General features: G+C 65.0%; 17 protein-coding genes. 10 read left to right on the top strand and 7 right to left on the bottom strand.

Annotated elements, in window-relative coordinates; genetic code table 11:
• Positions 1 to 28 precede the first annotated feature (28 nt).
• The 6 genes from aruF to P0D68_RS13745 all read left to right on the top strand — a co-directional run bounded on the left by aruF (position 29) and on the right by P0D68_RS13745 (position 7031).
• Entirely contained in the window at positions 29 to 1087 is a 1059-nt protein-coding gene (gene aruF / locus P0D68_RS13770; protein WP_408297016.1) for an arginine/ornithine succinyltransferase subunit alpha, read from the top strand.
• Positions 1084 to 2124 carry an arginine N-succinyltransferase gene (gene astA, locus P0D68_RS13765; RefSeq protein WP_408186192.1) on the top strand — a complete coding sequence of 347 codons (1041 nt, stop codon included), beginning with the start codon at positions 1084 to 1086 and terminating at the stop codon, positions 2122 to 2124. The genes aruF and astA overlap by 4 nt, the downstream gene beginning before the upstream one ends.
• A 2-nt stretch (positions 2125 to 2126) precedes the next feature.
• Positions 2127 to 3590: a succinylglutamate-semialdehyde dehydrogenase gene (gene astD / locus P0D68_RS13760; protein WP_408296959.1), complete on the top strand. Its 1464-nt coding sequence runs from the start codon at positions 2127 to 2129 to the stop codon at positions 3588 to 3590.
• A gap of 9 nt (positions 3591 to 3599) precedes the next feature.
• Positions 3600 to 4940, top strand: a complete 1341-nt coding sequence (gene astB / locus P0D68_RS13755; protein WP_408296961.1) for an N-succinylarginine dihydrolase — start codon at positions 3600 to 3602, stop codon at positions 4938 to 4940.
• Positions 4924 to 5976 (top strand): succinylglutamate desuccinylase, encoded by a 1053-nt coding sequence (astE, locus tag P0D68_RS13750; RefSeq protein ID WP_408296963.1) that lies wholly within the window; start codon positions 4924 to 4926, stop codon positions 5974 to 5976. The genes astB and astE overlap by 17 nt, the downstream gene beginning before the upstream one ends.
• Before the next feature lie 260 nt (positions 5977 to 6236).
• Positions 6237 to 7031, top strand: coding sequence for an ABC transporter substrate-binding protein (locus P0D68_RS13745; protein WP_408296965.1), 795 nt, complete (start codon positions 6237 to 6239; stop codon positions 7029 to 7031).
• 116 nt (positions 7032 to 7147) lie between these two features.
• Here the strand turns inward: P0D68_RS13745 and P0D68_RS13740 are convergent, their stop codons facing one another.
• Positions 7148 to 7906, bottom strand: a complete 759-nt coding sequence (locus tag P0D68_RS13740; RefSeq protein ID WP_408186188.1) for an acetoacetate decarboxylase — start codon at positions 7904 to 7906, stop codon at positions 7148 to 7150.
• 265 nt (positions 7907 to 8171) lie between these two features.
• Here P0D68_RS13740 and P0D68_RS13735 point away from each other — a divergent pair, with 265 nt between their 5' ends.
• A complete protein-coding gene (locus tag P0D68_RS13735) occupies positions 8172 to 9542 on the top strand; it encodes an EAL and HDOD domain-containing protein (RefSeq protein WP_408296967.1) in 1371 nt (456 codons plus the stop codon).
• A 136-nt stretch (positions 9543 to 9678) separates the two neighbouring features.
• Here the strand turns inward: P0D68_RS13735 and P0D68_RS13730 are convergent, their stop codons facing one another.
• Positions 9679 to 11136, bottom strand: a complete 1458-nt coding sequence (locus P0D68_RS13730; RefSeq protein WP_091795002.1) for an HDOD domain-containing protein — start codon at positions 11134 to 11136, stop codon at positions 9679 to 9681.
• A gap of 163 nt (positions 11137 to 11299) precedes the next feature.
• A complete protein-coding gene (locus tag P0D68_RS13725) occupies positions 11300 to 13114 on the bottom strand; it encodes a putative bifunctional diguanylate cyclase/phosphodiesterase (protein WP_408296970.1) in 1815 nt (604 codons plus the stop codon).
• A 297-nt stretch (positions 13115 to 13411) separates the two neighbouring features.
• On the opposite strand from P0D68_RS13725, the gene P0D68_RS13720 reads away from it, so the two are divergent.
• The 3 genes from P0D68_RS13720 to P0D68_RS13710 all read left to right on the top strand — a co-directional run bounded on the left by P0D68_RS13720 (position 13412) and on the right by P0D68_RS13710 (position 16108).
• Positions 13412 to 14749, top strand: a complete 1338-nt coding sequence (locus P0D68_RS13720; RefSeq protein ID WP_408296972.1) for an EAL and HDOD domain-containing protein — start codon at positions 13412 to 13414, stop codon at positions 14747 to 14749.
• Between the two features lie 233 nt (positions 14750 to 14982).
• Entirely contained in the window at positions 14983 to 15543 is a 561-nt protein-coding gene (locus P0D68_RS13715) for a peroxiredoxin (RefSeq protein WP_091794996.1), read from the top strand.
• Positions 15544 to 15643: 100 nt separating this feature from the next.
• Positions 15644 to 16108, top strand: a complete 465-nt coding sequence (locus tag P0D68_RS13710) for a hypothetical protein (RefSeq protein ID WP_408296974.1) — start codon at positions 15644 to 15646, stop codon at positions 16106 to 16108.
• 79 nt (positions 16109 to 16187) lie between these two features.
• Here the strand turns inward: P0D68_RS13710 and P0D68_RS13705 are convergent, their stop codons facing one another.
• The 4 genes from P0D68_RS13705 to P0D68_RS13690 form a co-directional block, all read right to left on the bottom strand.
• Positions 16188 to 19511: an efflux RND transporter permease subunit gene (locus P0D68_RS13705; RefSeq protein ID WP_408296976.1), complete on the bottom strand. Its 3324-nt coding sequence runs from the start codon at positions 19509 to 19511 to the stop codon at positions 16188 to 16190.
• 3 nt (positions 19512 to 19514) lie between these two features.
• A complete protein-coding gene (locus P0D68_RS13700; RefSeq protein WP_408296978.1) occupies positions 19515 to 22649 on the bottom strand; it encodes an MdtB/MuxB family multidrug efflux RND transporter permease subunit in 3135 nt (1044 codons plus the stop codon).
• A gap of 18 nt (positions 22650 to 22667) precedes the next feature.
• Complete coding sequence (locus P0D68_RS13695; RefSeq protein ID WP_408296980.1) at positions 22668 to 24083, bottom strand: MdtA/MuxA family multidrug efflux RND transporter periplasmic adaptor subunit; 1416 nt, start codon at positions 24081 to 24083, stop codon at positions 22668 to 22670.
• 364 nt (positions 24084 to 24447) lie between these two features.
• On the bottom strand, positions 24448 to 25284 hold the full coding sequence (locus P0D68_RS13690; protein ID WP_408186830.1) for an IclR family transcriptional regulator: 837 nt from the start codon (positions 25282 to 25284) through the stop codon (positions 24448 to 24450).
• Positions 25285 to 25322: the final 38 nt, after the last annotated feature.

Here is a 25322-nt window from a genome sequence, read left to right as displayed (position 1 = left end):
TCACGCGCCACATTCAACAGGAACGATGATGCTCTTTGTACGCCCAGGCCGCCTCGCCGATCTCGACGCGCTCGAGCATATGGCGCGCACCGCGCAACCGGTGCTGCATTCCCTGCCGCACGACCGGCGCGCGCTTGAAGCGCGCGTCGCGTTGTCGGAAGACTCGTTTCGCGCGGAAGTCGATTTTCCGGGCGAGGAGTTCTATCTGTTCGTGCTCGAAGATGCGTCAAGCGGCAAGCTGATGGGCACGGCGAGCATCGTCGCCGCGGCCGGTTATTCGGACCCGTTCTACGCGTTTCGCAACGACGCGCTGATTCATGCGTCGCGCGAATTGCATGTGAACCGCAAGATTCACGCGCTGACCATGTCGCATGAACTGACCGGCAAGAGCCGCCTCGCGGGTTATTACATCGACCCGTCGCTGCGTGGCGACGCCGCCGCGCATCTGATGTCGCGTGCCCGGATGATGTATATCGCCGCCAATCGCAAGCGGTTTACGCCGGAGGTGTTTTCGCTGCTGCTCGGCGTCACCGACGAGAACGGCGTGTCGCCATTCTGGGAAGCGGTGGGGCGCAAGTTCTTCGGCCGCGACTTCGCCGACATCGAGATCGAATCGGGTGGCCGCAGCCGCACCTTCATCGCCGAAGTGATGCCCACGTATCCCATCTATGTGCCGTTGCTGCCGGAAGCGGCGCAGCGCGTGCTCGGCGAGCCGGATTCGAAAGCCTTGCTCGCGTACGACATCCATCTCGAGGAAGGCTTCGAGACGGATCGCTATGTCGATATTTTCGACGCGGGGCCAGTGCTGACCGCGCAAGTGGATCGCAGCGCCTGCGTCACGCGCAACGAAACACGCGAGGTACGCGAGAGCAACGTGGCGGCTGACGGTGCGACGTATCTGATCGCGCATAACGGCGCGGACGGCGAGTTCCGTTGCGTGCTTGGCGAACTGGCGGCGGGCAAGGAAGCCGGCGCGCCGTTGCCGCAAGCGGCGCGTGCCGCGCTCGGCGTGCAGGAGGGCGACACGGTGCGCTGCGTGCCGTTGCACCAGTCGCAGCATGACGAACAATCGGGAGATGCACGATGATCGTGGTTCGCGTTGTGCAACGAGGCGATGTGGACGCGCTCATGCGGCTCGCGCAGGAAACCGGCCCGGGACTGACCACCTTCAAGCCGGACCGCGAGGCGCTCGCGGCACGCGTGGAACGCGCGCGCCGCACGATGGAAGACAAGGCCGAGCCGTACGAAGCCGGCTACTTCTTCGTGATGGAAGACACGGATACGGGCGACGTCGCCGGCGTGTGCGGAATCGAAACCGCGGTGGGCCTGCAGCAGCCGTTCTACAACTATCGCGTGAGCACGGTGGTGCATGCGAGCCAGGACCTCGGCATCTGGACGCGCATGCGCGCGCTGAACATTTCGCACGACCTGACGGGTTACGCGGAAGTGTGCTCGCTGTTTTTGAGTCCGCGTTACCGCACGAGCGGCGTGGGCGGTTTGTTGTCGCGATCGCGCTTCATGTTTCTCGCGCAGTTTCGCGAGCGCTTTCCGCAGCGTCTGTGCGCGGAATTGCGCGGCCACTTCGACGCGGAAGGCACCTCGCCGTTCTGGCGCGCGGTCGGCTCGCATTTCTACCAGATCGACTTCAACGCGGCGGACTACCTGAGTTCGCACGGCCGCAAGGCGTTTCTCGCCGAGTTGATGCCGCGCTATCCGGTGTATGTCGAGTTGTTGCCGCAAGAGGCGCAGGACTGCGTGGGCCTCACGCATAACGACACGATTCCGGCGCGCCGCATGCTCGAAGCGGAAGGGCTGCGCTACGAGAATCACGTCGATATCTTCGACGCGGGTCCGGTTCTCGAATGCCATATCGCGGACTTGCGCACGGTGCGCGAGAGCGTGGTGGTGCCGGTCGAAATCGGCGCGGCAAGCACTTCGGGCGCGCCGCAGGACGGGCCGAAATCGATGGTGTCGAATACGTCGTTGGGCGATTTTCGCGTCGGCGTGGTGGCGGGCGTGCCGCAGGACGGCGTGTTCCGTCTGAGCGCGGCCGAGGCCGCGGCGCTCGACGTCAAGGCAGGCGACCTCGTGCGCGTGCTGCCGCAGAAACATAAACAGGGATGATCATGAGCGAGCTTTTCATCGACGGCGAATGGGCCGCCGGCACAGGACCCGCATTCGCGTCGCGCAACCCGGGCACGGGCGCGGCGGTGTGGGAAGGCAACAGCGCCTCGGCTGACGACGTGGACCGCGCGGTGCGCAGCGCGCGCCGTGCCTTCGCCACGTGGTCGGCGTTGAGCCTCGACGAACGTTGCGCCGTGGTGCGCCGCTTCGCCGCGCTCGTCACCGAACGCAAGGAAGCGCTGGCGGAAGCGATCGGCCGCGAAACCGGCAAGCCGTTGTGGGAAGCGCGCACTGAAGCTGCTTCGATGGCGGCGAAGGTCGAGATTTCGATTCAGGCCTATAACGAGCGCACCGGCGAGAAGCGCTCGGCCATGGCGGACGGCACGGCCGTGCTGCGCCATCGTCCGCATGGCGTGGTGGCCGTGTTCGGGCCGTATAACTTTCCGGGGCATCTGCCGAACGGCCATATCGTGCCGGCGCTGATCGCGGGTAATGCGGTCGTGTTCAAGCCGTCCGAACTGGCACCGGGCGTGGCCGCGCTCACGGTGCAGATCTGGCGCGACGCCGGTTTGCCGGCAGGTGTGCTGAACCTCGTGCAAGGCGAAAAAGACACTGGCATTGCGTTGGCCAATCACCGGCAGATCGACGGCCTGTTCTTCACAGGTAGTTCGGATACCGGAACATTGCTGCACAAACAGTTTGGCGGCCGCCCGGAGATCGTGCTGGCGCTGGAAATGGGCGGCAACAATCCGCTCGTGATCGGGCCGGTGGCCGATATCGACGCCGCCGTGCATCACACGATCCAGTCGGCGTTTCTGTCGGCGGGGCAGCGTTGCACCTGCGCGCGCCGCATATTCGTGCCGAACGATGCTCAGGGCGATCGCTTCATGGAACGCTTCACCGAGGTCACTTCGCGCATCAGCGTCGGCGAATATAACGCCGATCCGCAGCCGTTCATGGGCGCGGTGATTTCGGCGCGCGCGGCCTCGCGGCTCGTCGCCGCGCAGGAACGCCTGCTGGCCGACGGCGCGAAAGCGCTGCTGAAAATGGAGCAGCGCGATCCGAAGCTCGGCTTTGTGACGCCGGCCATTCTCGACGTGACCGCCGTGAAGAACCTGCCGGACGAAGAACACTTCGGGCCTTTGGCGCAAATCATCCGCTACGGCAGTTTCGACGAAGCGCTGGAGCAGGCCAACGACACGGAGTTCGGCCTCTCCGCCGGCCTGCTTGCCGACGACGAAGCGCTCTGGACGCACTTCCAGCGCACGATCCGCGCCGGCATCGTCAACTGGAACCGGCCGACCAACGGTGCTTCGTCGGGCGCGCCGTTCGGCGGGCCGGGCCGCTCGGGCAATCACCGGCCGAGTGCATATTACGCCGCCGACTACTGCGCGTTCCCGATGGCTTCCGTCGAAAGCGCGCAACTGCAAATGCCCGCGAGCGTCTCGCCGGGCCTTCAATTCTAAGGATCGACGATGCAAGCCACTGAAGCCAATTTCGACGGCCTGGTCGGCCCGACGCACAACTACGCGGGGCTGTCGTTCGGCAACGTCGCGTCGCAGAACAACGAGAAGTCGGTTGCGAATCCGAAGGCCGCGGCCAAGCAAGGCCTGCGCAAGATGAAGCAACTGGCCGATCTCGGTTTTCATCAGGGCGTGCTGCCGCCGCAGGAGCGGCCGTCGATGCGTCTGTTGCGCGAGCTCGGTTTTTCCGGCGACGACGCCACTGTGATCGCGCGCGTGGCGAGAGACGCGCCCGAGTTGCTGGCCGCGGCGAGTTCGGCTTCGGCCATGTGGACTGCGAATGCGGCAACGGTGAGCCCATCCGCGGATACGCACGACGGCCGTGTGCATTTCACGCCGGCCAATCTGTGCAGCAAGCTGCATCGCGCGATCGAACATGAATCGACGCGCCGCACGCTGCGCGCGATTTTCAGCGACGCCGACCGTTTCGCGGTGCATGAGGCGCTGCCCGGCACGCCGGCGCTCGGCGACGAAGGCGCGGCGAATCACACGCGCTTTTGCTCGGAATACGGCACACGTGGCGTCGAATTCTTCGTGTACGGCCGCAGCGAGTATCGTCGCGGACCGGAGCCGAAGCGCTTCCCGGCGCGTCAAACGTTTGAAGCGAGCCGTGCCGTGGCGCATCGTCATGGTCTGGCCGACGCGGCTACGGTCTACGCGCAGCAGAATCCCGACGTGATCGACGCCGGCGTATTCCACAACGACGTGATCGCGGTCGGCAATCGCAATACGCTGTTCTGCCATCAACTGGCGTTCGTCGAACAGAACGCGGTGTACGACGAATTGCGGACGAAGCTCTCCGGCCTGAAGGCGGAGTTCAATGTGATCGAAGTGCCGGACGCGCAGGTGAGCGTGGCCGATGCCGTCACTTCGTATCTGTTCAACAGCCAGCTGCTGACGCGCCCGGATGGCAAGCAGGTGTTGGTGGTGCCGCAGGAATGCCGCGAAAACCCGCGCGTGGCCGCCTACCTCGACGAACTGACCGCGCACACGGGACCGATCGACGACGTGCTGGTGTTCGATCTGCGCGAAAGCATGAAGAACGGCGGCGGGCCGGCGTGCCTGCGTCTGCGTGTGGTGCTCGACGACGCGGAACGCGCGGCGGTAACGCAAGGCGTGTGGATCAACGACACGTTGTTCGGCCGTCTGGATGCGTGGATCGAGAAACATTATCGCGACCGCCTCGCGCCGGCCGATCTGACCGATCCACACTTGCTCGCCGAGTCGCGTACCGCGCTCGACGAACTGACGCAGATTCTCGGCCTGGGTTCGCTGTATGACTTCCAGCGCTGAGCGCGATATGCCGGTTTCGCTGCTCGACGATTTTCTCGCCTACACGCTGGCGGGCACACGGCCGGCCGAGCAGGAAGCACAGGGCACGTGCGCCGGTGGCGTACGCTGGTCGTGGCTGGACGACGGCGTATTGCTAATGGAGCCCGCGGCGCGCGAAGAGGGCACGCGCAGTGTGCTCGTCTCCGCCGGCGTGCACGGCGACGAAACCGCGCCGATCGAGCTGCTGGCGTTTCTCGTGCGCGACATCGCGCGTGGCACAGCCGCGCTGACCTGCCGCCTGCTGGTGATTCTCGGCAACGTCGACGCCATGCGCGAAACTTGCCGTTACCGCGACGACGATCTGAACCGCCTTTTCAGCGGACGTTATCTGCAGGTGCCGCACAGCTACGAGGCGCCGCGCGCGGCAGCGCTGGAGCAGGCCGCGACGCAATTCTTCGCGGCCGCGCCGAGCGATCCCGGGGCGCGTTGGCATATCGACATGCATACGGCAATCCGCGCGTCCGCCTTCGAGCAATTCGCGTTGCTGCCGCACACCGGCAAACCGTTTTCGCGTGCGATGTTCGCGTGGCTCGGCGAGGCGCGTATCAGTGCGGTGCTGTTGCACACCACCAAGGGCAACACGTATTCGCATTTCACCGCACAAGCGTGTGGTGCTCAGGCGTGCACGCTGGAACTCGGCAAGGTGCGTCCGTTCGGTCAGAACGATCTGACGCGTTTCGCGGGCGCCGATCATGCGGTGCGTCACCTCGTGGCCGGCATGCGGGGCGAGGTGCGCGCGGACATGCCGAGGGCGTTCACGGTGATCGACCAGATCACCAAGCAGAGCGACGCGTTCGAACTGCTGGTCGCGGCCGACGTCGCCAATTTCACGCCGTTCGCGAAAGACACGGTGCTCGCGCGTGACGGCGAGTATCGCTATGTCGTGCGGCACGACGAGGAGCGTCTCGTGTTCCCGAATGCGACGGTCAAGCCCGGTTTGCGCGCCGGCCTGATGGTGATCGAGACGACGCAGGACACGCTCTCGAAGCTCGTGTAGTTCACGCGGATGCCCGCGACACTGCGCGCGGGTTTGCCTGAACGCGACACCTACTTACACCTTTGCTCCTGCCGCCCGCTCGACCACGCGCCGAGCGGCGCGCCTACAGAGGCGGAAAACGAAGCCTGTACAATCGCGGCCTCGCGGCTGTTGCGCTGCATCACGCCGGCCGCACGAGTTTGAATCGCAATTTTGGCGCGGCAATCATGCTTGCCTGGATTCGGCTCCGTCTTGTTCAATACCGTAGAGGAACACCCGCAATGAAGATGAATTGGCGAAACATGGCTGCGCTCGCGCTGTTCGCGACGGCCACGGCCACGGCCGGCACCGCTTCGGCTGCCGATATCAAGGAAGTGCATTTCGGCGTCGAGGCCTCGTATGCGCCGTTCGAATCGAAGTCGCCGTCGGGCGAACTGCAAGGGTTCGACATCGACGTCGGCAATGCCGTGTGCGCGAAGCTGAAGGCCAAATGCGTGTGGGTCGAGAACTCGTTCGACGGTCTGATCCCGGCCTTGCAGGCGCGCAAGTTCAACGCGATCAATTCGGACATGACGATCACGGAACAGCGTCGCCAGGCGATCGATTTCACCGATCCCATCTACACGATCCCGAATCAGATGATCGCGAAGAAGGGCAGCGGTCTGCAGCCGACGCCGGCTTCGCTCAAGGGCAAGCATGTCGGCGTGCTGCAGGGCACGATTCAGGAAACTTACGCGAAGGCGCGCTGGGCGCCGGCGGGCGTGGACGTCGTGCCGTATCAGACGCAGGATCAGATTTACGCCGACCTCGCCTCGGGGCGTCTGGACGCCGCGTTCCAGGACGCGGAAGCCGCGTCGAAGGGCTTTCTGAAGAAGCCGCAAGGCGCCGGCTTCGACTTTGCCGGTCCGGCTGTCACCGATGAGAAGCTGCTCGGCGCGGGTGTGGGCTTCGGCATCCGCAAGGGCGACAAGGCATTGAAAGACGCGCTGAACCAGGCGCTCAAGGAACTGAAGGCGGACGGCACGATCGACCGCTTCGCAGCCAAGTACTTCGACGTGAAGGTCGTGTTGAAGTAAGGCTTCGCGCGTCTCGCGCGTTCTCGCTTGCTCTGATGCAACGGCCGCAAATCGCGGCCGTTTGCATTTGAGGGACGACGCGCGCCCACCGATACCGCGCGGTAACTGTGGATCGATCAGCGTGTATTCGCTTCCGGCTGATCGAGATAATCGAACACCACTTCGCCGAGACCGAGCGTCAGGTCGGCAAGCAGATGACGCGCCTCGACCACCTCCAGCACCGGCAACGCCGCGACCGGCGCGAGCGCGTGCGGCGCCAGTTCGAGTGCGGCCGGCCCGGTCCATGCGCCTTTCAGATCGATGTCCTGCAAGTAGTAGCGCACCAGCTCGCAGATACGCGGCGTGCCGTCCACGTGCGGAATCACCTTGAGCAGGAAGTTCGGCGTTTCAAGGCGTTTTTTCTGCTGCGCGAGATCGAGCTGGCGATGCTTATAGCCCATCGTGCCGGTGGCGATCCGGATCGGACCGTAGTCGAGCGTACCGACGAGCGTGTCGGTGTGGACGGCGAGCACCGGGTTGGCGAGCTTCTTCGGAAAACCCCACAATTCGCGGCCGCCGGCGATCGGCGGGTGGTCGTCCAGATACATGGCCAGTGTGTAGCCGCCCGCCACGCCCTGATACGAGACCGGAATCACCTGGCCGCTTTCCGTATAGTCGCCGAAGCCGGTCGAATCCGGCATGCGAATGAACTCGTAATGCACCAGCGGCTCGCCGATTTCGAGCGGCTCGGGCACCACGGCGCGCAATTTGTCCGGATCGGTGCGGTAGGTGATGATCAGAAACTCGCGATTGATGAACCGGTACGGGCCCATGGGAAACGCCGGGCTGGTGATCGGCATCGCGAAGGCATTTGACAGCACGCTTTTGACGTCCATGTTTTTCCTCGGTGGTTAAACGCGGTTGGAACGCTTCTGCACTGCACAAGAGTATCGGCGATTTCGTGCCGGAAATCTTTCGGACACTTCTCCAATTATTTCGAGATATTGCTTCATAGGCGTGTCCGCGCATGGCGGCCTGCGATAAAATCGCCGGGCACATCGCGGGCGCCAGCGGCTTCATGTCTCGGGCCATGCGCTAACGGTGGAGCGAAAACCAGAATACTGTAGTAGGCGCCGCGAAGGCGCTCAGCGGGGGAGCACAATGACCACCATCGCAATCGGGAATCCGGGCCAGACGGGCGCCGCGGACGATGCGCAATTGAATGCCAGCTTCGCGCGTCAGCCGATTCTGAATCGGGACGGCATGCTGTGCGGCTACGAGATCAAGGTGCGCGCGCCGCAATGGACCGCGGCGATGATAGAAACCGCACGGACCGCCGCGGACAACGACGCAGACAACGAGGCCGCGCCGGGCCGCGCGCCCGATCCCGCGCAACTCGTGGCGCGCGCCATTATCGACGGTCTGCTGCAGGGCGCGGTGCGCGGTGCGCTGACCGGGCATCCGGCGTATGTCGACGTGAGCCGCGAGATGCTGTTGGACGACGCGATCCTGCACCTGCCCGCCGAGCGCTTCATGCTCGAACTCGCACCCACGATCGAGGTCGACGAGGCGCTGGTCGCCCGCATCGTCCAGTTGCACGGGCGCCGCTATCGCTTCGTGCTCGACGAGGTGACGCAGCCCAACGAAGCCTTCGCCAAACTGCTGCCATACGCGGAAGTCGTCAAGATCGATTTCACGCAGGCGCCGCGCGCGCTGCTGCCGAAACTGGCGAGCGTGCTCAAGTCGGCGGGCAAGCTGCTGGTCGCCTCGGGCATCGACGCGCAAGCCGATTTCGAAACGGCGCAGGGACTCGGCTTCGATCGCTTTCAGGGTTACTTCTTCGCGCGCGCGCAGACTTCCACCACACGCCGCGTCAGCGCGCCGCGCCACGCGTTGCTGAATCTGCTGCAATTGCTGGCGGGAGAGCCGACTGTCGCGCAGCTCGAAGCCGAACTCAAGCTCAATCCGGTGCTGGTGATGCATCTGATGAAGCTCGCCAATTCGAGCGGCCTCGCCGTTGGTCACAAGGTGACGACGCTGCGCGAGGCGATCAACGCGACGGGCACGGACCGCATCGCGCGCTGGACCCAGCTGCTGCTCTACGCCGACGGCCGCAAGGTCGCCCTCGAGGACGATCCCTTGCTGCAACTCGCCGCGACGCGCGCGCGCTTCATGGAACTGGCGATCGAGCGCCTGCCCGAAGCCGGCCGCGATGAAGCCGACGCGGCATTCCTGACTGGCGTGTTCTCATTCGTCGACGCGGTATTCGGCGGCTCGCTCGAAAGCACCTTGAACGTGCTGACGTTGTCGCGTCCGATCCAGGCCGCGATCCTGCATCGCGAGGGCGTGTTGGGGATGCTGCTGAGCGCGGTCGCCGCATTGGAGCGCGGCGCGTGGGACGAGATCGGCACGCTGTGCGCGCGCTTGCAGCCACTCACGGTGGAGCAGATCGCGGATATGGGGCTGGCGGCGGGCGCGTGGGCCGGTGTTGCGGACCGCAGCGCGCAAGGACTGGAAAGAATCGAGGATTGAGACCGGTGATTCGAACCGGGGGCGCGGCATGCTGTGCATGCCGCGTCCGGCGAGACTGGTCCAACTTCAATGTGGCGTAGGGCAAATACAGTATGGGGGAGAGTGAAGCGCCGTGATTAACGATCACGCCAGGTCTTCACATCATCTCCATTTCCCGCATCTGCCCCAGGCCGAAAAAACGGCCTAACTCCTTGGCCAATTCATTCAACACGCTCATTTCTTTCTGTGAGATACGGCGTGGCTCCTGACTATGCGACCAGTCGCCGTATAAGAGCGCCACGGTCGTGTCGCTCTCATCGACGACGGGTAGCAGCACGAAGGCGCGGGCGTCGTCGAATGAGCGGCGGAACCATTCGGGTAGCCTCGCGACCATCTTCGGATCGCGCGCGTTCTCGATAAAGATGCCCACCGAGTTCGCGATCGCGAGATGAAACACGTCGGGCTCGAAGGCGGTATTGAAGGTCAGCCTGGGTAACGCCGCGTCGATCTTCGGTCCGAGTCCCAAACGCGCCTTGAACGTGCCGTTGCTGTGCTTGACGAACACCACCGTGCGCGCGAAGCCGAGACCCGCCAGCAGCGTTTCCGCGGCCATGGCCAAAGCCGGCGCGAGCGGGCTGCCCTCGGGCAGGCCGCGCAGATCCTTGACCCCCACCGCAATGCGCGCCTCGGGATTGAGCGCCTCGCGCGCGATCGCGTCCGCGTTGGCGCGCAACTCGACGATTTCGCGCATCACGCCGTCGCCGCCTTCCTCGCGGGCGAGCGCGACGCTCATGCCGAGCAGCACTTCGGGATCGGTATTCAGCGCGCCGCTATATTCGCGCGCCAGCTCGGCGATGCGCTGCTCACGTTCCCAGTCCGGCATGTTCTGCTGGGTGAGCACGTCGGCGACCGCCGTCGAGTAATTCGTGATGGCGCGCAGCCACTGCACCTGGCGCGGCTGCGTGACGTCCTGCGGGTCGAACTCGCCCATGCCGGAGCGGATCATGTCGGGCAGGCGCCAGCGCACGGCGGCTTCGGCGCCGATCTCGTCGAACGTGACGCCGAGCACCAGCACGCAGGCATCGGCTTCGAGCGCGCCGTCGTCGATGTGGCGGCGAATCTGGTCCCATTCGGCGTCGAGATAGAACACCACCAGCAGCTTGCCGATCTGGCGCATCAGCGTGCAGACCACGGCTTCCTCGCCGGCGCGCAGATCGCCGCGCTCGGTCAGCTTGCGCGCGACGCAACCCGACAGCAGCGTGCGGTTCAGTTCGAGTTTCGCGTCGATGCGGCGCGGCGCGCTGTGATGAAAGTGATCGACGATCTTCAGGCCGACCACGAGGTGGCCGACCGCGTCCATGCCGAGCACCATCAGCGCGCGCGACACGGTCGTGATGTTGCCGCCGAACGCAATGTACATGGCCGAGTTGGCGAGCCGCAGCACCTTTTGCGTCAGGGCGAAATCGGACAACACCACCTGCACGAGGCCGGTGAAGTCGAGGTCGTCGTTATTCATCGCCGCCATGGTGGTGCGCAGCGACTGCGACAGCATGGGGAAATCGCCGCGCTCGCTCATTCGCGTCCAGAGCCGGTCGAGCACCGCCGCCTTTACCATGTGAGTCCCGCAAAAGCCATACGTGTTCCAATGAGTGCCACGCCGGCCCGAGGCCGGCTTGTTCCGCTGCTAATCCACGCAAATGAGCACACACATGAGCCCGCACATGAGCCCGCATATGAGCGGGCGCGTGAGCCGTTACATGAGCGCTTTGCCTGCATCGCTATGCGGTATGCAGATGAAGCGTGCGCGCTTCGAACCGCAGCGCGAGTTCGTCGGAGGGCAGCGCCTTGCAGACGAGCCATCCCTGGATGTGGTCGCATCCCATCTCGGTGAGCAGGGTTCGTTGCGCTTCCGTTTCGACGCCCTCGGCCACCAGTTCGAGATCGAGTGTCTGCGCGAGGCCCACGACGGCGCTAACGATTGCCTGATCGTTTCGTGAGGTTAGCAGATTCTCGACAAAACTCCTGTCGATCTTAAGCTTGGCGAGCGGGAAGCGTTGCAGGTATGCCAGGCTCGAATAGCCGGTGCCGAAGTCGTCGACTGCAAAGCGGATGCCCATCGCCGTCAGGTCTTCGAGCAGGCCCTTGGCGTGCGCCGGGTCGTGCATCAGCAGGCTTTCGGTGATCTCGAATACGAGGCGGCGCGGATCGATGCCGGTCAACGCGATCGCTTCGCGCACGGAGTCCTTGAAGCGCGGGTCGCGGAACTGCTGCGGCGACACGTTCACTGCTACATATTGCAGGGCGATGCCTTTGGCGTCCCACTGGATCAACTGCATGCAGGCCACCTTCAACACCCAGTTGCCGAGGAAGTTGATCAGGCCGATCGACTCCGCAAGCGGGATGAACATGGACGGCCGCACCAGCCCGTGCACCGGATGCGACCAGCGGATCAAGGCCTCCACGCCGACCACGCCGTGCGTGCGGCTGCTCGTGATCGGCTGGAAGTGCAGCGAGAATTCGCCGTTGCGCACGCCGTCGTAGAGATCGGCTTCGAGCTTCAGGCGCTCGGCGTCGGCGGGGTTGTCGTCGGGGACGTAAAAGGCGAGCGTATTGCCGCCGGCCGCCTTGGCCTGCAAGAGGGCATGGTCGGCCCAGCGCAGCAGGTGGGTGTCGTGCGCGGCGGTGTCGTTGGCGTGACGCACGTCGGGATAGAGCGCAATGCCGATGCTCGCCGACAGGTGCACCTGCTGGCCGTTGAACACATACGGCTGCTGGATCGCGGTCAAGAGTCGCCGCGCCAGCGCTTCGGCGGCGGCCGCCGCGTCGGTGCGGCTGGCAGCGGGCTTGATGAGAATCGCGAACTCGTCGCTCGCCACGCGCGCCACGGTCTCGCTCGGGCTCGTCATGTTCAGAATGCGGCGCGAGGTGTCGCGCAGCATTTCGTCGCCGGCGTCGTAGCCGAGCGCGCGGTTCACGCGCTGATAGTCGTCGAGGTCGAGCAGCAGCAGCGCCGCCGGCGTGCCGTGCGCGTCGGCTTGCTGCTGGGCCTCGAGCAGCGCCGGGATCAGCGCCGGCTGGTTGGCCAGATTGGTCAGGCGGTCCAGATGCAGCGCCTGGGTCAGACGTTCCTCGGTGGCGCGCCAGGCCGACACGTCGAAGCCGGCGATCGCATAGCCTTCGGTGCCGTCGTGAGTGCTGCGCACCACGCGCAACTCGACGGTGATCGGGTAGGTGAGCGACTTGATCAGGCCGAGCGTCGCCTTTTCGACATTGCCGGAGACGGCCGCGCGCGTGAGCAGGGCGTCGAGGCGCGGCACGTCGGCCGGCGCGACGAGATCGTGCAGCGTGATGGTCTCGAGATACTCGCGGTGATAACCGATGAAGCGCAGGCTGGCGTCGGACACATAGAGGAAGCGCAACTCGTCGTCGACGTGCGCCAGCAGGTCGACGGCGCCGACCACCTGTTCCAGTTGCGCAGTGCGGCTTGCTCCCGCCTGCGGTTTGCCATGCTCGCGCCGGCCGAGCGCACGAAGCCGGTCGATGACCGTGCGCAAGGAGCCCCGGCGGGGCGCGGTGATCCTGTTCGCTTCCATGTTTATCGCTGGCAACCTGTATTCGTCTGCAGGCGGGGCGGCTGTTTCCGCCTGGGTCGGCGGTCGAGAGGGTATCAGGCCGCCCCATCAGATCGAGATAACGGCCCAGGCCGGAAAATCTTTAGCGCGTGCTGAGAAAAACATCCGGTAAGGGATGTATGTGCGCCAAAGCGTCGCCTGGAGACCGAATCAGTTAAAGTGCCACGGCCCGACGTCCGTTAATACGGGAAACCCGTTGTGCAGTGCCGGCTATGACGCCGCTGCTGCGTAGCTTTCCGAACACTTGCACCGATGCTCATGTCTGACCGCCATCAAGCCGGGGCCTTTGCCCGGCACAGCGAGGTGCTCGAGTCGACTGCCGAAGGCTGCGAACCGCCGCCTCCCGTGCAGTTCGTCTATCTGGGCCGCCAGCCGATCCTCGATCGCGACGGCGCGCTCAATGCTTACGAGCTGTTGTTTAGAGCCGGCGCGCATAACTACGCCGAAGTCACCGACGACGCCCAGGCCACGGCGCAGGTCGTGGCGCGCGCGATCGGCGGGATCGGCGTGCCGACCGTGCTGGGCCGGCATCGCGGCTTCGTCAATATCGACCGTGCGCTGCTCTTTAGCGACATCGTCCATGTGATGCCGCCCGAGCGCTTCGTGCTCGAAATTCTCGAGACGGTGCGATTCGATGCGCAATTGGGCCGCCGTCTTGGCGAGTTGCGCCGCGCCGGCTTCCAGGTGGCGCTCGACGACGTCAGCGAACTGTCGGACGAGTTGCTCGCCGCGCTGCCCTACGCGGACATGGTCAAGATCGACTTCATGCAGACCGACCGCGCAGTGCTGCCAAAGCTCGCATGCCTGTTGCGCGGGCAGGGCAAGACGCTGATCGCCGAGAAGGTGGAGACGCGCGAAGACTTCGCGCTCGCTCGCGACCTCGGGTTCGATCTGTTTCAAGGCTATTTTTTCGCGCGCCCTCAGGTGCTGGCCGCGCCGCGCAACCGCTCGCCGCGGCCGGGCCTGCTGCGCCTGCTCGCGTTGCTGTCGAGAGATGCCGGCATTACCGAACTCGAAGCCGAACTCAAGCTGAATCCGAGCGTGGTGGTGCAACTGCTGCGCCTCGTCAATTCGAGCGCATTCGGCCTGGGGCGCAATATCGCGTCGCTGCGCGAGGCGATCATCGCCACCGGCACGCGGCAGATCGCGCGCTGGGCGCAACTGCTGCTCTATGCCGATAGCGGCGAGCTGCCGTTGCGCGCCGATCCGCTGGTGCAACTGGCGGGCACGCGCTCGCGTTTCATGGAGCTGGCCGCGGGCTGGCTGCATCCGTCCGATGACGAGTTTGCCGATGCCGCGTTCATGACCGGTATTTTTTCTCTGATTCACGTGGTGCTCGGCAGCTCGCCAGGCGCGGCGCTGGAGAAGCTCGGCCTCGCGCCGCAGATTCGCGAAGCGATCGTGTTGCGGCAAGGCGAGCTGGGCACCTTGCTGCGCCTTGCCGAGGCGGCCGGCGCGGGCGTCGATGCGGCGTCGATCGCGCTCGGCCCCGATGCGCCGGCTGGCTTCGTGGCCTTCACGCCCGAAGTGTTGGCGGAGCTGAACCTGTCGGCCGCGGCCTGGTTCGGCGCGCATATCGGAGAAGTGGTGACCTGACGGGCGGCCGGCCGGTCTCGCACTGCTTTCCGTGCGGTGTAACGGGTTGGCGCGGGTTGCCGTAGGTTGTCGTTGCCGGATTGACGGCAACGACTCGCGCATCCTTTCGGCGGGTTCTTACGTACCTTGTGACTACGTGGTCCAATAGCGGAGTCGGCTGGCGTTCTCATGAACGCGGCGGCCCCGGTTTCATTGGATGAACCGCGTGCATCAACGCCTGGAGGAACAGACAGATGAAGAAGAAACTCATATCGGTGGCATTGGCCGCCGCCGTGTCGGTGGGATTCGCGCTGCATTCGCTGACGGCCTCGGCGACCCTCAAGCCGGGCGACGTGGCGCCGGCTTTCACTGCGCAGGCTTCGCTGGGCGGCAAGACCTACACGTATTCGCTCGCGGCCGAACTGAAGAAAGGGCCGGTGGTGCTGTACTTCTATCCGGCCGCCTTCACCACGGGCTGCACGATCGAAGCGCACGAATTCGCGGAAGCCGTCGACGAATACAAGAAATATGGCGCGACAGTGATCGGCGTGTCGCACGACAACATCGACACCTTGACGAAGTTTTCGGTGAGCGAATGCCGCAGCAAATTCCCGGTCGCGGCCGACGCCGATTCGAAGGTGATCGGCGCGTATGACGCCGGCATGCCGATGCATGCGTCGATGGCCAATCGCGTGTCGTATGTGATCGCGCCGGACGGCAAGATCATCTATGAGTACACGAGCCTGTCGCCGGAGAAGCATGTCGAGAACACGCTGAAGGCGGTGAAAGACTGGGCCGCGACACACAAGCCGTAAAGTCGAAAGCGGGCGCTCACGCATTTCCCGCCATGGTTTCTTGCCGTGAGAGGCGAGCGCCGCGCGTGCCAGGCTGAGTTTTTCGTCTAGTGAGCTTGCGATGCCGATTATCGTTGCGTTGATGGCGCTGGTCGCGCTGGTGTACGGCGCGGTCCGCGCGTTTTATGCCCTGCAGGCAGCGTTCGGACTGGCCGTTGCGCTGGGCGTTGCCGCGCTGGCCGTTTTCCTGGTGATGGCCGCTCTGGCTTATTGGTGGCGCCGCCGCAAGGAAGTGGCGCCGAATGTCCGCAATGGTGACTGGACTCACGAACTCCAGGGCAGTTGGGGATCGGTCCGGCTCGCGGCCGGCAAGCGCCTGTGCGAGATTCGGCTCGGCGAGCAGCACGGTGCCTATATCTTCGCCGATCTGCTGGACGCCGAAGCGCAAGGCCGCGAGGCGCAAGCGCGGGTCGCCCTGAAGGTCAAGGACGCGGCGCGTGAGGTGTGGGTATTGCCCATGTCGAGCGAGCGGCAGGCGAGGCAATGGCAGCGGATTTTTCTGCTTGCGAGAGAGCAGAAGCTGTGAGGCCTCGCGTGCTCTAGCGCGCGCCTTGGGGGTGTTGGTCGTCAGTGTACAGCCCCCATGGCGCCGCGTTGGCAAACCCTCAGGAAGAAGGCGCCACTCCCGTTCTGCGAGCCTTGCGTGACTCCCACCTGACCCGGATCCGGTCCATATAGAGATACACCACCGGTGTCGTATAAAGCGTGAGCATCTGACTGACAATCAACCCACCGACAATCGCGATCCCGAGCGGCGCGCGCAGTTCCGCGCCTTCGCCGCGGCCGAACGCGAGCGGCAACGCGCCGAGCAGCGCAGCGAAAGTCGTCATCATGATCGGCCGGAAGCGCAGCACACACGCCTGAAAGATCGCATCGCGCGAGGACAGTCCTTGCCGCGATGCTTCAATCGCGAAGTCCACCATCATGATCGCGTTCTTCTTCACGATACCGATCAGCAGAATCACGCCGATCAGCGCGATGATGCTGAACTCGGTCTGGAAGAGCAGCAACGCCAGCAAAGCGCCCACGCCCGCTGAAGGGAGCGTCGACAGAATCGTGAGCGGGTGGATATAGCTCTCGTACAGCATTCCCAGCACGATATAGACGGCGGCCAACGCGGCCAGAATCAGGATCGGCTGATCGGACATGGACTGCTGGAACGCCTGCGCCGTGCCCTGGAAACTGCCGTGGATCGTGCCCGGCATGCCGATCTGCGCCATCGTGTCGTAGATCGCCTGGGTCGCTGTCGACAGGGAGACGCCCGGAGGCAGGTTGAACGAAATCGTCGAGGCCACGAACTGGCTCTGGTGATTCACGGAGAGCGGCGTATTGCCTGGTCCGAAGCTCGCGATCGCCGATAGCGGCACCATGGTTTCCTTCGAGGTCGACACCGCCGCGCCCGACGAAGCGCTCGACTTGCCGCTCGCCGCGATCGAGTTGATCGCCTGGTTGCGCGCGGAGTCGGCGGCGATGCTCGCCGCGCTCGATGTGGTCGTGCCCGCCGTGCCGCCTGTCGTTGCGCTGGTGGACGAGGTCGTGGTGGCGGCGCTCGTCGCTGTCACCGTGCCCGCGGGCGCGTTGGTGGTCTGCGCGCCGCTCGCGCTGCCGCCCGAGGTGCTGATATAGATCTGCTTCAGCATGTCCGGGCTCTGCCAGTACTTCGGCGCGACTTCCATCACCACGTGATACTGATTCAGCGGGTTGTAGATCGTCGACACCTGGCGCTGGCCGAACGCGTCGTACAAGGTGTTGTCGATCTGCGCCGGCTTGATGCCGAGGCGCGCGGCGGTGGCCCGGTCGATCGTCACCATCGCTTCCAGGCCGCCTTGCTGCTGGTCGGAATTGACGTCCGCCAGTTCGGGGCGCGCCTGCAGCGCTTCGGTGAGCTTCGGCCCCCACAGGTACAGGTCGGGCGTCGAATCGGCCAGCAGCGTGAACTGGTACTGCGCATTCGATTGCCGTCCGCCGACGCGAATGTCCTGCACCGCCTGCAGGAAGGTCCGCGCGCCGGCCACGTCGCCGAGCGGCGCGCGCAGTTGCTGGATCACCTGATCGGCGGAGGCTTTGCGCTCGGACTTCGGTTTCAGCGTCACGAACATGAAGCCGGAGTTGGTCTGCCGCCCGCCGGTGAAGCCGGCCACGCTGTCCACCGCCGGATTCTTGCCGACAATCTCCATCATCTGCGCGAACTTGCCTTTCATGGCCTGGAACGAGGTGCTCTGATCGGCCTGAATGCCGCCGATCAGCCGCCCCGTGTCCTGCTGCGGAAAGAAGCCTTTCGGCACGATGATGTACAGCCAGACGTTCAGGCCGATTGTCAGCAGAAGAGTCGTCACGATCAGGCGCGGATGCAGCAGCGCCCAGCCGAGCGTGCGCTCGTAGCCGCGCTGCATCGACGCGAAGCCGCGTTCGAGCCAGCGGCCAAAGCGGCCTTCTTCCTTCTGCTCGTGCGGCTCGCGCAAGAGGCGCGAGCACATCATCGGCGTGAGCGTGAGGGAGACGATCAGCGAAACGCCGATCGCGAGAGAGAGGGTCAGCGCGAATTCGCGGAACAGGCGCCCGACAATGCCGCCCATCAAGAGAATCGGCAGGAACACGGCGACCAGCGAAATACTGATCGACAGCACGGTGAAGCCGACCTCGCGTGCGCCGAGAAAGGCCGCTTTCATGCGCGGCACGCCGTTCTCGATATGTCGGGAGATGTTCTCCAGCACCACGATCGCGTCATCCACCACGAAGCCGGTCGCGATGGTCAAGGCCATTAGCGAGAGGTTGTCGATCGAGAACCCCAGCATGTACATCGCGCCGAACGTGCCGATGATCGAGATCGGCACGGCCACGCTCGGAATCAGTGTGGCGCGCCAGTTGCGCAGGAACAGGAACACCACCATCACCACCAGCGCGACCGCGATCACCAGCGTGCGCTCGGTGTCTTTCAGCGAGGCGCGGATCGTGGTGGAGCGGTCGGCGGCCGGTGCGATGTCGACATCCGCGGGCAGCGACGCGTGCAGTTGCGGCAGCATCGCCGTCACCCGGTCGATGGTGTCGATGATGTTCGCGCCCGGCTGGCGATACAGGATGACCAGCACCGAATGCTTGCCGTTGAAGAGGCCGAGATTGCGCAGGTCTTCGACTGAATCGACCACCTCGGCCACGTCGGAGAGCTTCACCGCCGAGCCGTTGCGATAGGCGATGACCAGGTCCCGGTATTGCGATGCTTTGCTGGCCTGGTCGTTGGTGTAGATCTGCACGCGGTTCGGGCCGAATTCGATCGAGCCTTTCGGGCTGTTCGCGTTGGCCGCGGCGAGCGCCGCGCGCACGTCTTCGAGACCGATGCCGTAGTGCGACAGCGCGTTGGGCTCCAGCTCGACGCGCACCGCCGGATTGGCCGAGCCGCTCACATCCACTTCGCCGACGCCGTCCACTTGCGACAGCGACTGTTGCAGCACGGTGGCCGCGGAGTCGTACAACTGGCCAGCAGTGAGCGTTTTCGACGTGAGCGCCAGAATCAGGATCGGCGCGTCGGCCGGATTGACCTTGTGGTAGGTCGGGTTGCTGCGCAAGCTCGCCGGCAGATCGGCGCGCGCCGCGTTGATGGCGGCCTGCACGTCGCGCGCGGCGCCGTCGATGTCGCGGTTCAGGCCGAACTGCATGGTGATGCGCGTCGAGCCGACCGAGCTCATCGAGGTCATTTCGGTGACGTCCGCGATCGAGCCGAGATGCCGTTCGAGCGGGCTGGCGACGCTGGTCGCCACGGTATCGGGACTCGCGCCCGGCAGCGTGGCCTGCACCGAAATGGTCGGGAAATCGACCTGCGGCAGCGGCGCCACCGGCAGCTTCGTGAACGCGAAGATGCCGGCCAGCGCGATGCCGACCGCGAGCAGCGTGGTGGCGACCGGGCGGGAGATAAACGGACGCGACAGGTTCATCGGTCAGGTCCCTGCATCGGTGGCGGGCGGCGTCGAGTCGCTGGACGAGCCGCCCCGATTGAAGCGCTCACGCGCGCGGCGGCCGAGCGAGTCGAACGCGAGGTAGATCACCGGCGTGGTGAACAGCGTCAGCAACTGGCTGACGATCAGGCCGCCCGCGATCGCGATACCGAGCGGGCGGCGCAATTCCGAGCCGGCGCCGGTGCCGAGCATGAGCGGCAGCGCGCCGAGCAGGGCGGCGAGCGTGGTCATCAGGATCGGCCGGAAGCGCAGCAGACACGCCTGGTAGATCGCCTCGCGCGGGGGCTTGCCTTCCTCGCGCTCGGCATAGAGCGCGAAGTCGATCATCATGATCGCGTTCTTCTTCACGATACCGATCAGCAGCACGATGCCGATGATGCCGATGATGTCCAGATCATGCCCGGTGATGAGCAGCGCCAGCAACGCGCCGACACCGGCCGAGGGCAGCGTCGAGAGAATCGTGATCGGGTGAATGAAGCTCTCGTACAGCACGCCCAGCACGATGTACATCGTGACGATCGCCGCGAGGATCAGGAACAGTTCGTTCGAGAGCGACGCCTGGAAGGCCAGCGCCGCGCCCTGATAGCGCGTCTGGAACGACGCGGGCAAACCGATGTCCTTCTCCGCCTGGTCGATCGCCTTGACCGCCGCGCCGAGCGACGAGCCCGGTGCGAGGTTGAACGACACGGTGGTGGCGGGGAACTGGCTCAGGTGTGTGACCAGCAGCGGCGCGGGCTTCTCGATGAAACGCGCGATCGAGGAGAGCGGCACTTGCCCGCCCGAGGACGTGGAAGAGGGCAGATAGATCGACTTCAGCGATTCGGTGTAATGCTGCATCTGCGGCTGCGCTTCCAGAATCACGCGGTACTGGTTCGACTGCGTGAAGATGGTCGAGATGATGCGCTGGCCGAACGCGTCGTACAGCGCGCTGTCCACGGTGGCCGGCGTGATGCCGTAACGCGATGCGGTGGCGCGGTCGATCTCGATGTAGACCGACTGGCCGTTGTCCTGCAGGTCGGTGGCGACGTCCGCCAGTTCGGGCGACTGCCGCAGGCGCTCGACGAGCTTCGGCACCCACGTCGTGAATTCGCCGATATTCGGATCGGTCAGCATGAACTGATACTGCGTCGGGCTCACCGTCGAATCGATTGTCAGGTCCTGAACCGGCTGCATGTATAGCGACGCGCCGGGAATATGCGCGACGTCGCGTTGCAACCGGCGGATCACTTCGCTTGCGGTGCTGCTGCGGTCGTCGCGCGGCTTCAGGTTGATCAGCATGCGGCCGCTGTTCAGCGTGATATTGCTGCCGTCCACGCCGATGAACGAAGTCAGGCTTTCCACGTCCGGATTCTTCAGGATCTGCGCGGCGAGTTCCTGCTGACGCTCGGCCATCGACGCATACGACACCGATTGCGGCGCCTGCGTGATCGCCTGGATCACGCCGGTGTCCTGTACCGGGAAGAAGCCCTTCGGAATGTACACGTACAGCAGTCCGGTCAGCACCAGCGTGAGGAGTGCGACGACCAGCGTGGAGCGCTGCCGGTTCAGCACCCACGTGAGCGCGACCGCGTAGCGCGCGATCACCCAGTCGATCGCGCGGTGCGCCTTGGCCTCGAAACGGTGGCTCTCGTGCGGCGGCGTGTGGCGCAGCAGCTTCGCGCACATCATCGGCACGAGCGTGAGCGACACGATCGCTGAGATCACGATCGTCACGGCGAGCGTAATGGCGAACTCGTGGAACAGGCGGCCGACCACGTCGCCCATGAAGAGCAGCGGAATCAGCACGGCGATCAGCGAGACCGTCAGCGAAATGATCGTGAAGCCGATCTGTTTCGAACCCTTGAGCGCGGCTTCGAGCGGCGACTCGCCTTCTTCCACGTAACGCGCGATGTTCTCGATCATCACGATCGCGTCGTCCACCACGAAGCCGGTCGCGATGGTCAGCGCCATTAAAGACAGGTTGTCGAGCGAGAAGCCGCACAGGTACATCACGGCGAGCGTGCCGATCAGCGACAGCGGCACCGAGAGACTCGGAATGATGGTCGCGTAGACGTTGGCGAGGAACAGGTACATCACCAGCACCACCAGCACGACCGACATGGCCAGTTCGAACTGCACGTCGCGCACGGAAGCGCGGATCGTGGTGGTGCGGTCGGTGACGATCTCCACGTCGAGCGCGGCGGGCAGCGACTGCTGCAATTGCGGCAGCAGCTTCTTGATGTTGTCCACCACCTGAATCACGTTCGCGCCCGGCTGGCGCTGCACGTTCAGAATGATCGCCGGTGTGCCGTTCACCCATGCGCCGAGCTTGGTATTTTCCGCGCCCTGCACGATGGTGGCGACGTCGGTCAGCATCACCGGACGGCCGTTCTTGTATGCGACCACCGCGCTCTTGTACGCCTCGGCGTCGGTCAACTGGTCGTTCGCGTTGATCGTGTAGTTGCGCGTGGGACCGTCGAAGTTACCCTTCGGCGTGTTGACGTTCAGGTTCGAGATGGTGGTGCGCAGGTCGTCGAGATTCAGGCCATACGCGGCGAGCGCGCGGGGATTCGCCTGAATGCGCACGGCCGGACGCTGGCCGCCCGACAGGCTCACCAGACCCACACCCGCCACCTGCGAGATTTTCTGCGCGAGACGCGTATCGGCCAGATCCTGCACCTGCGTGAGCGGCAGCGTCTTCGAGGTGATCGCGAGCGTGATGATCGGCGCGTCGGCCGGGTTGACCTTGGCGTAGATCGGCGGCGCGGGCAGGTCCGAAGGCAGCAGGTTGCCCGCCGCGTTGATGGCGGCCTGGACTTCCTGCTCGGCGATGTCGAGCGGCAGATCGAGGCTGAATTGCAGCGTGATGATCGACGAGCCGGCCGAGCTTTGCGACGACATCTGATTGAGCGACGGCATCTGCCCGAACTGGCGCTCGAGCGGCGCGGTGACTGACGAGGTCATCACATCCGGGCTCGCGCCCGGATAGAAGGTCTGCACCTGGATGGTCGGATAGTCGACTTCGGGCAGCGCGGAGAGCGGCAAAAAGCGCAGCGCGACGAGACCGACCAGCATGATCGCCGCCATCAGCAGCGCGGTGCCGACGGGGCGCAGAATAAAGGCGCGGGATGGATTCATGCGGTAGGTGCCGTGCCTTTATTGCGAGGCTTGCGCCGCGTGTTTGCCATGATGCCCGTGCGCGCCCGAGGCGCCCGAGGCCGCGGCCGCGCCGCGCGCACCCGAGGCGCCCGAAGCACCTGAAGCGCCGCGAGGCTTGTCCGCCGGAATCGTGATTTTCGCGCCTTCCTTCAGGCGGTCCGAGCCGTCGATCACGACGCGCTCGCCCACCGCCAGTCCGGATTTGATACTGGTGCGCTCGCCATCCACGGGGCCGACCTTGACCGGCCGCACGGTGACGGTGTTGTCCGCCTTCACGACGTACACGAACGGTCCCATCGAGCCGTTGAGCACGGCCGGCGTCGGCACGATCACGGCGTCCTTGATCGTGTCGACCAGCAGCCGCGTATTCACGAACTGATTCGGGAACAGCAGGTTCTTGCTGTTCTGGAAGATCGCGCGCAGCTTGACCGTGCCGGTGGTGGTGTCGATCTGGTTGTCCAGCGTTTCGAGCATGCCGCCTTCGAGCGAGGTGGTGTTGCTGCGGTCATACGCGGTGACCGAGAGCTTGGCGCCCGCCTGGGTCTGCTGGATGATTTGTTGCAGATTGTCTTCGGAGGTGGTGAAAATCACGCTGATCGGCTGCAACTGCGTGATCACGACGATGCCGTTGGTCAGGCTCGGCGTCACGTAGTTGCCCGGATCGACCTGGCGCAGACCGACGCGTCCCGACACGGGCGCGGTGATGCGCGCGTAGATGAGGTCGAGCTTGTAGGTATCGATATTGGCCTTGTCGGACTTCACCGTGCCTTCGTATTGCCGCACGAGCGACGCCTGCGTATCGACCTGCTGGCTGGCAATGGAGTCTTGCGAGAGCAGCGTCTGATAACGCTTCAGGTCGAGGCGGGCGGTTTGCAGCAGCGCCTCGTCGCGCGCGAGCGTGCCTTGCGCGTTATCGAGCGAGATCTGATAGGGGCGCGGGTCGATCTGGGCCAGCACGTCGCCCTTCTTGACCATCTGGCCTTCCTTGAAATACACGTCCTGCAGCGTCCCGCTCAGCTGCGGCAGCACGGTGACGTTGGCAAGCGGCGTGACCGTGCCGAGGGCGGTCAGCACCACCGGCATCTCGCCCTGCGTGGCGGTCGCCACATGAACGGGTTGCGCCATATTGGCCATGCCGCCGGGACCGCCGCGGCCGGGCCGTCCGCCGCTCGCCGCGCTGGCGCCGGACGCGCCGCTTGCGCCGCCGCCGGGGCCGCCCCACGGATGCCAGCGCCACAGCACGAACCCGAGTATGACGAGCGCCGCGACGATCAGCGCGAGATTGCGGCCGCGGTGCCGCTTCACCATGCCGGGCGCGCTGGTCGGTGTGCCGGCCGGGCCGCCGCGGGAGGTCGGTTGGGAAGCCGGAGGGATGGGGCGTGTGGTTTCCGAATGCTTTTGTTGTTCGTCCATCGGTTCGGTCAGGTGACTGGCTTGGATGTGAGCCGCTCGCGCGTTCCTGCCGTTTCGACAGTTCGGCGGACCGGCATGCGAGTGGCGCGGCAGGCGGTTTCGACAACGGCTGCACCGCGCGCGTTCAGCGCGATGCTACCGGAGGCGCGGGACAAGGATGCTAACGCAAGGCGGCATCCTGGCAGGCGGGCGCAACGTCGTTCAAAAGGAAGACGGCAAGCCGGGCGTGTGTCCCGCGACGGGAAGGCATGATCCTACGTCGCGGGCTCTGTAACAGTCCACCCGCGTATTTTTCTTTTGATTACGAAGGTTACAGGATGGGTTGCCATGGCCATGGCCGCCGACCGGCGAGCCGTTGACCGCTTCAGGTATCGAGGCGGCGCCCGGGTGTGCCGCCGATTTCGAGCACGATGTTGGCCACGCACTCGAGCAGCGCGGGGGCGGCGCGCGTGATCAGCCAGTCGCGCGGGCACTGGTCGGCCGAGCCGCCGCAGTTGACCGCGTAGCGTTCGCCCGAGGGGCCGGTAAAGCCCAGCGCGATCGCGTTCAGGCCGTCGTACCATTCGCCGGTGGCGATGGCGAAGCCGCGCTCGATGGTTTCCTGCAACGCGCTCTCAAGCCGGCTGCCGACATGGCCCCAATCGTCGCCTTCCGCGGCTTGCAAGCCGATCAGCAATTTTTCCCGTTCCGGCGCTTCGAGCGCGGCGAGATAGGCACGGCCGATGGCGGTGCGGCTCAGATTCATGCGCGAGCCGATCTCGAGACGCGACACCAGCACCGCCGAGCGCGGCCGGATCGCGTCGATCACCACCATGTCGAGGCGGTCGCGCACGGCCAGATGCACGGACAACGCAGTGCGTTCCGCGAGTTCGATCAGGAACGGCCGCGCGCGAGCGCGAATGTCGAAGTTGCGCAGAAAACCGTTGCTCAACTCCAGTACGGACGAGGTCAGCACGAAACGCTCGCTATCGGGCAAGCGGAACAGGAAACCCGCGCCGACCAGCGTCGCGGTGATTCGCGAAACGGTGGGCTTGGGAATGCCGGTCATTTCGGTCAGCTCGCGGTTGCTAAGCGGCGCGTCGGCAGCGGCCACAGCGCGCAGCACCGTCAGGCCACGTGCGAGGGCGGTCACTTCCTCGCCGGAGCCGTCTTTTTCTTTGGCCGGATCAGCTGCGGTTCGCAAGGGGGTGGGTTGGGTCATGGAAATTTTTTGGAACTTTATTTCAGTTTTCTGCCCCC

Origin of the sequence: Paraburkholderia sp. RL17-380-BIE-A, assembly GCF_046028085.1 — a bacterium.
GTDB lineage: Bacteria > Pseudomonadota > Gammaproteobacteria > Burkholderiales > Burkholderiaceae > Paraburkholderia.
Note: the sequence above shows the minus strand (reverse complement) of the source record. Positions and strands in the feature narration are given on the sequence as shown.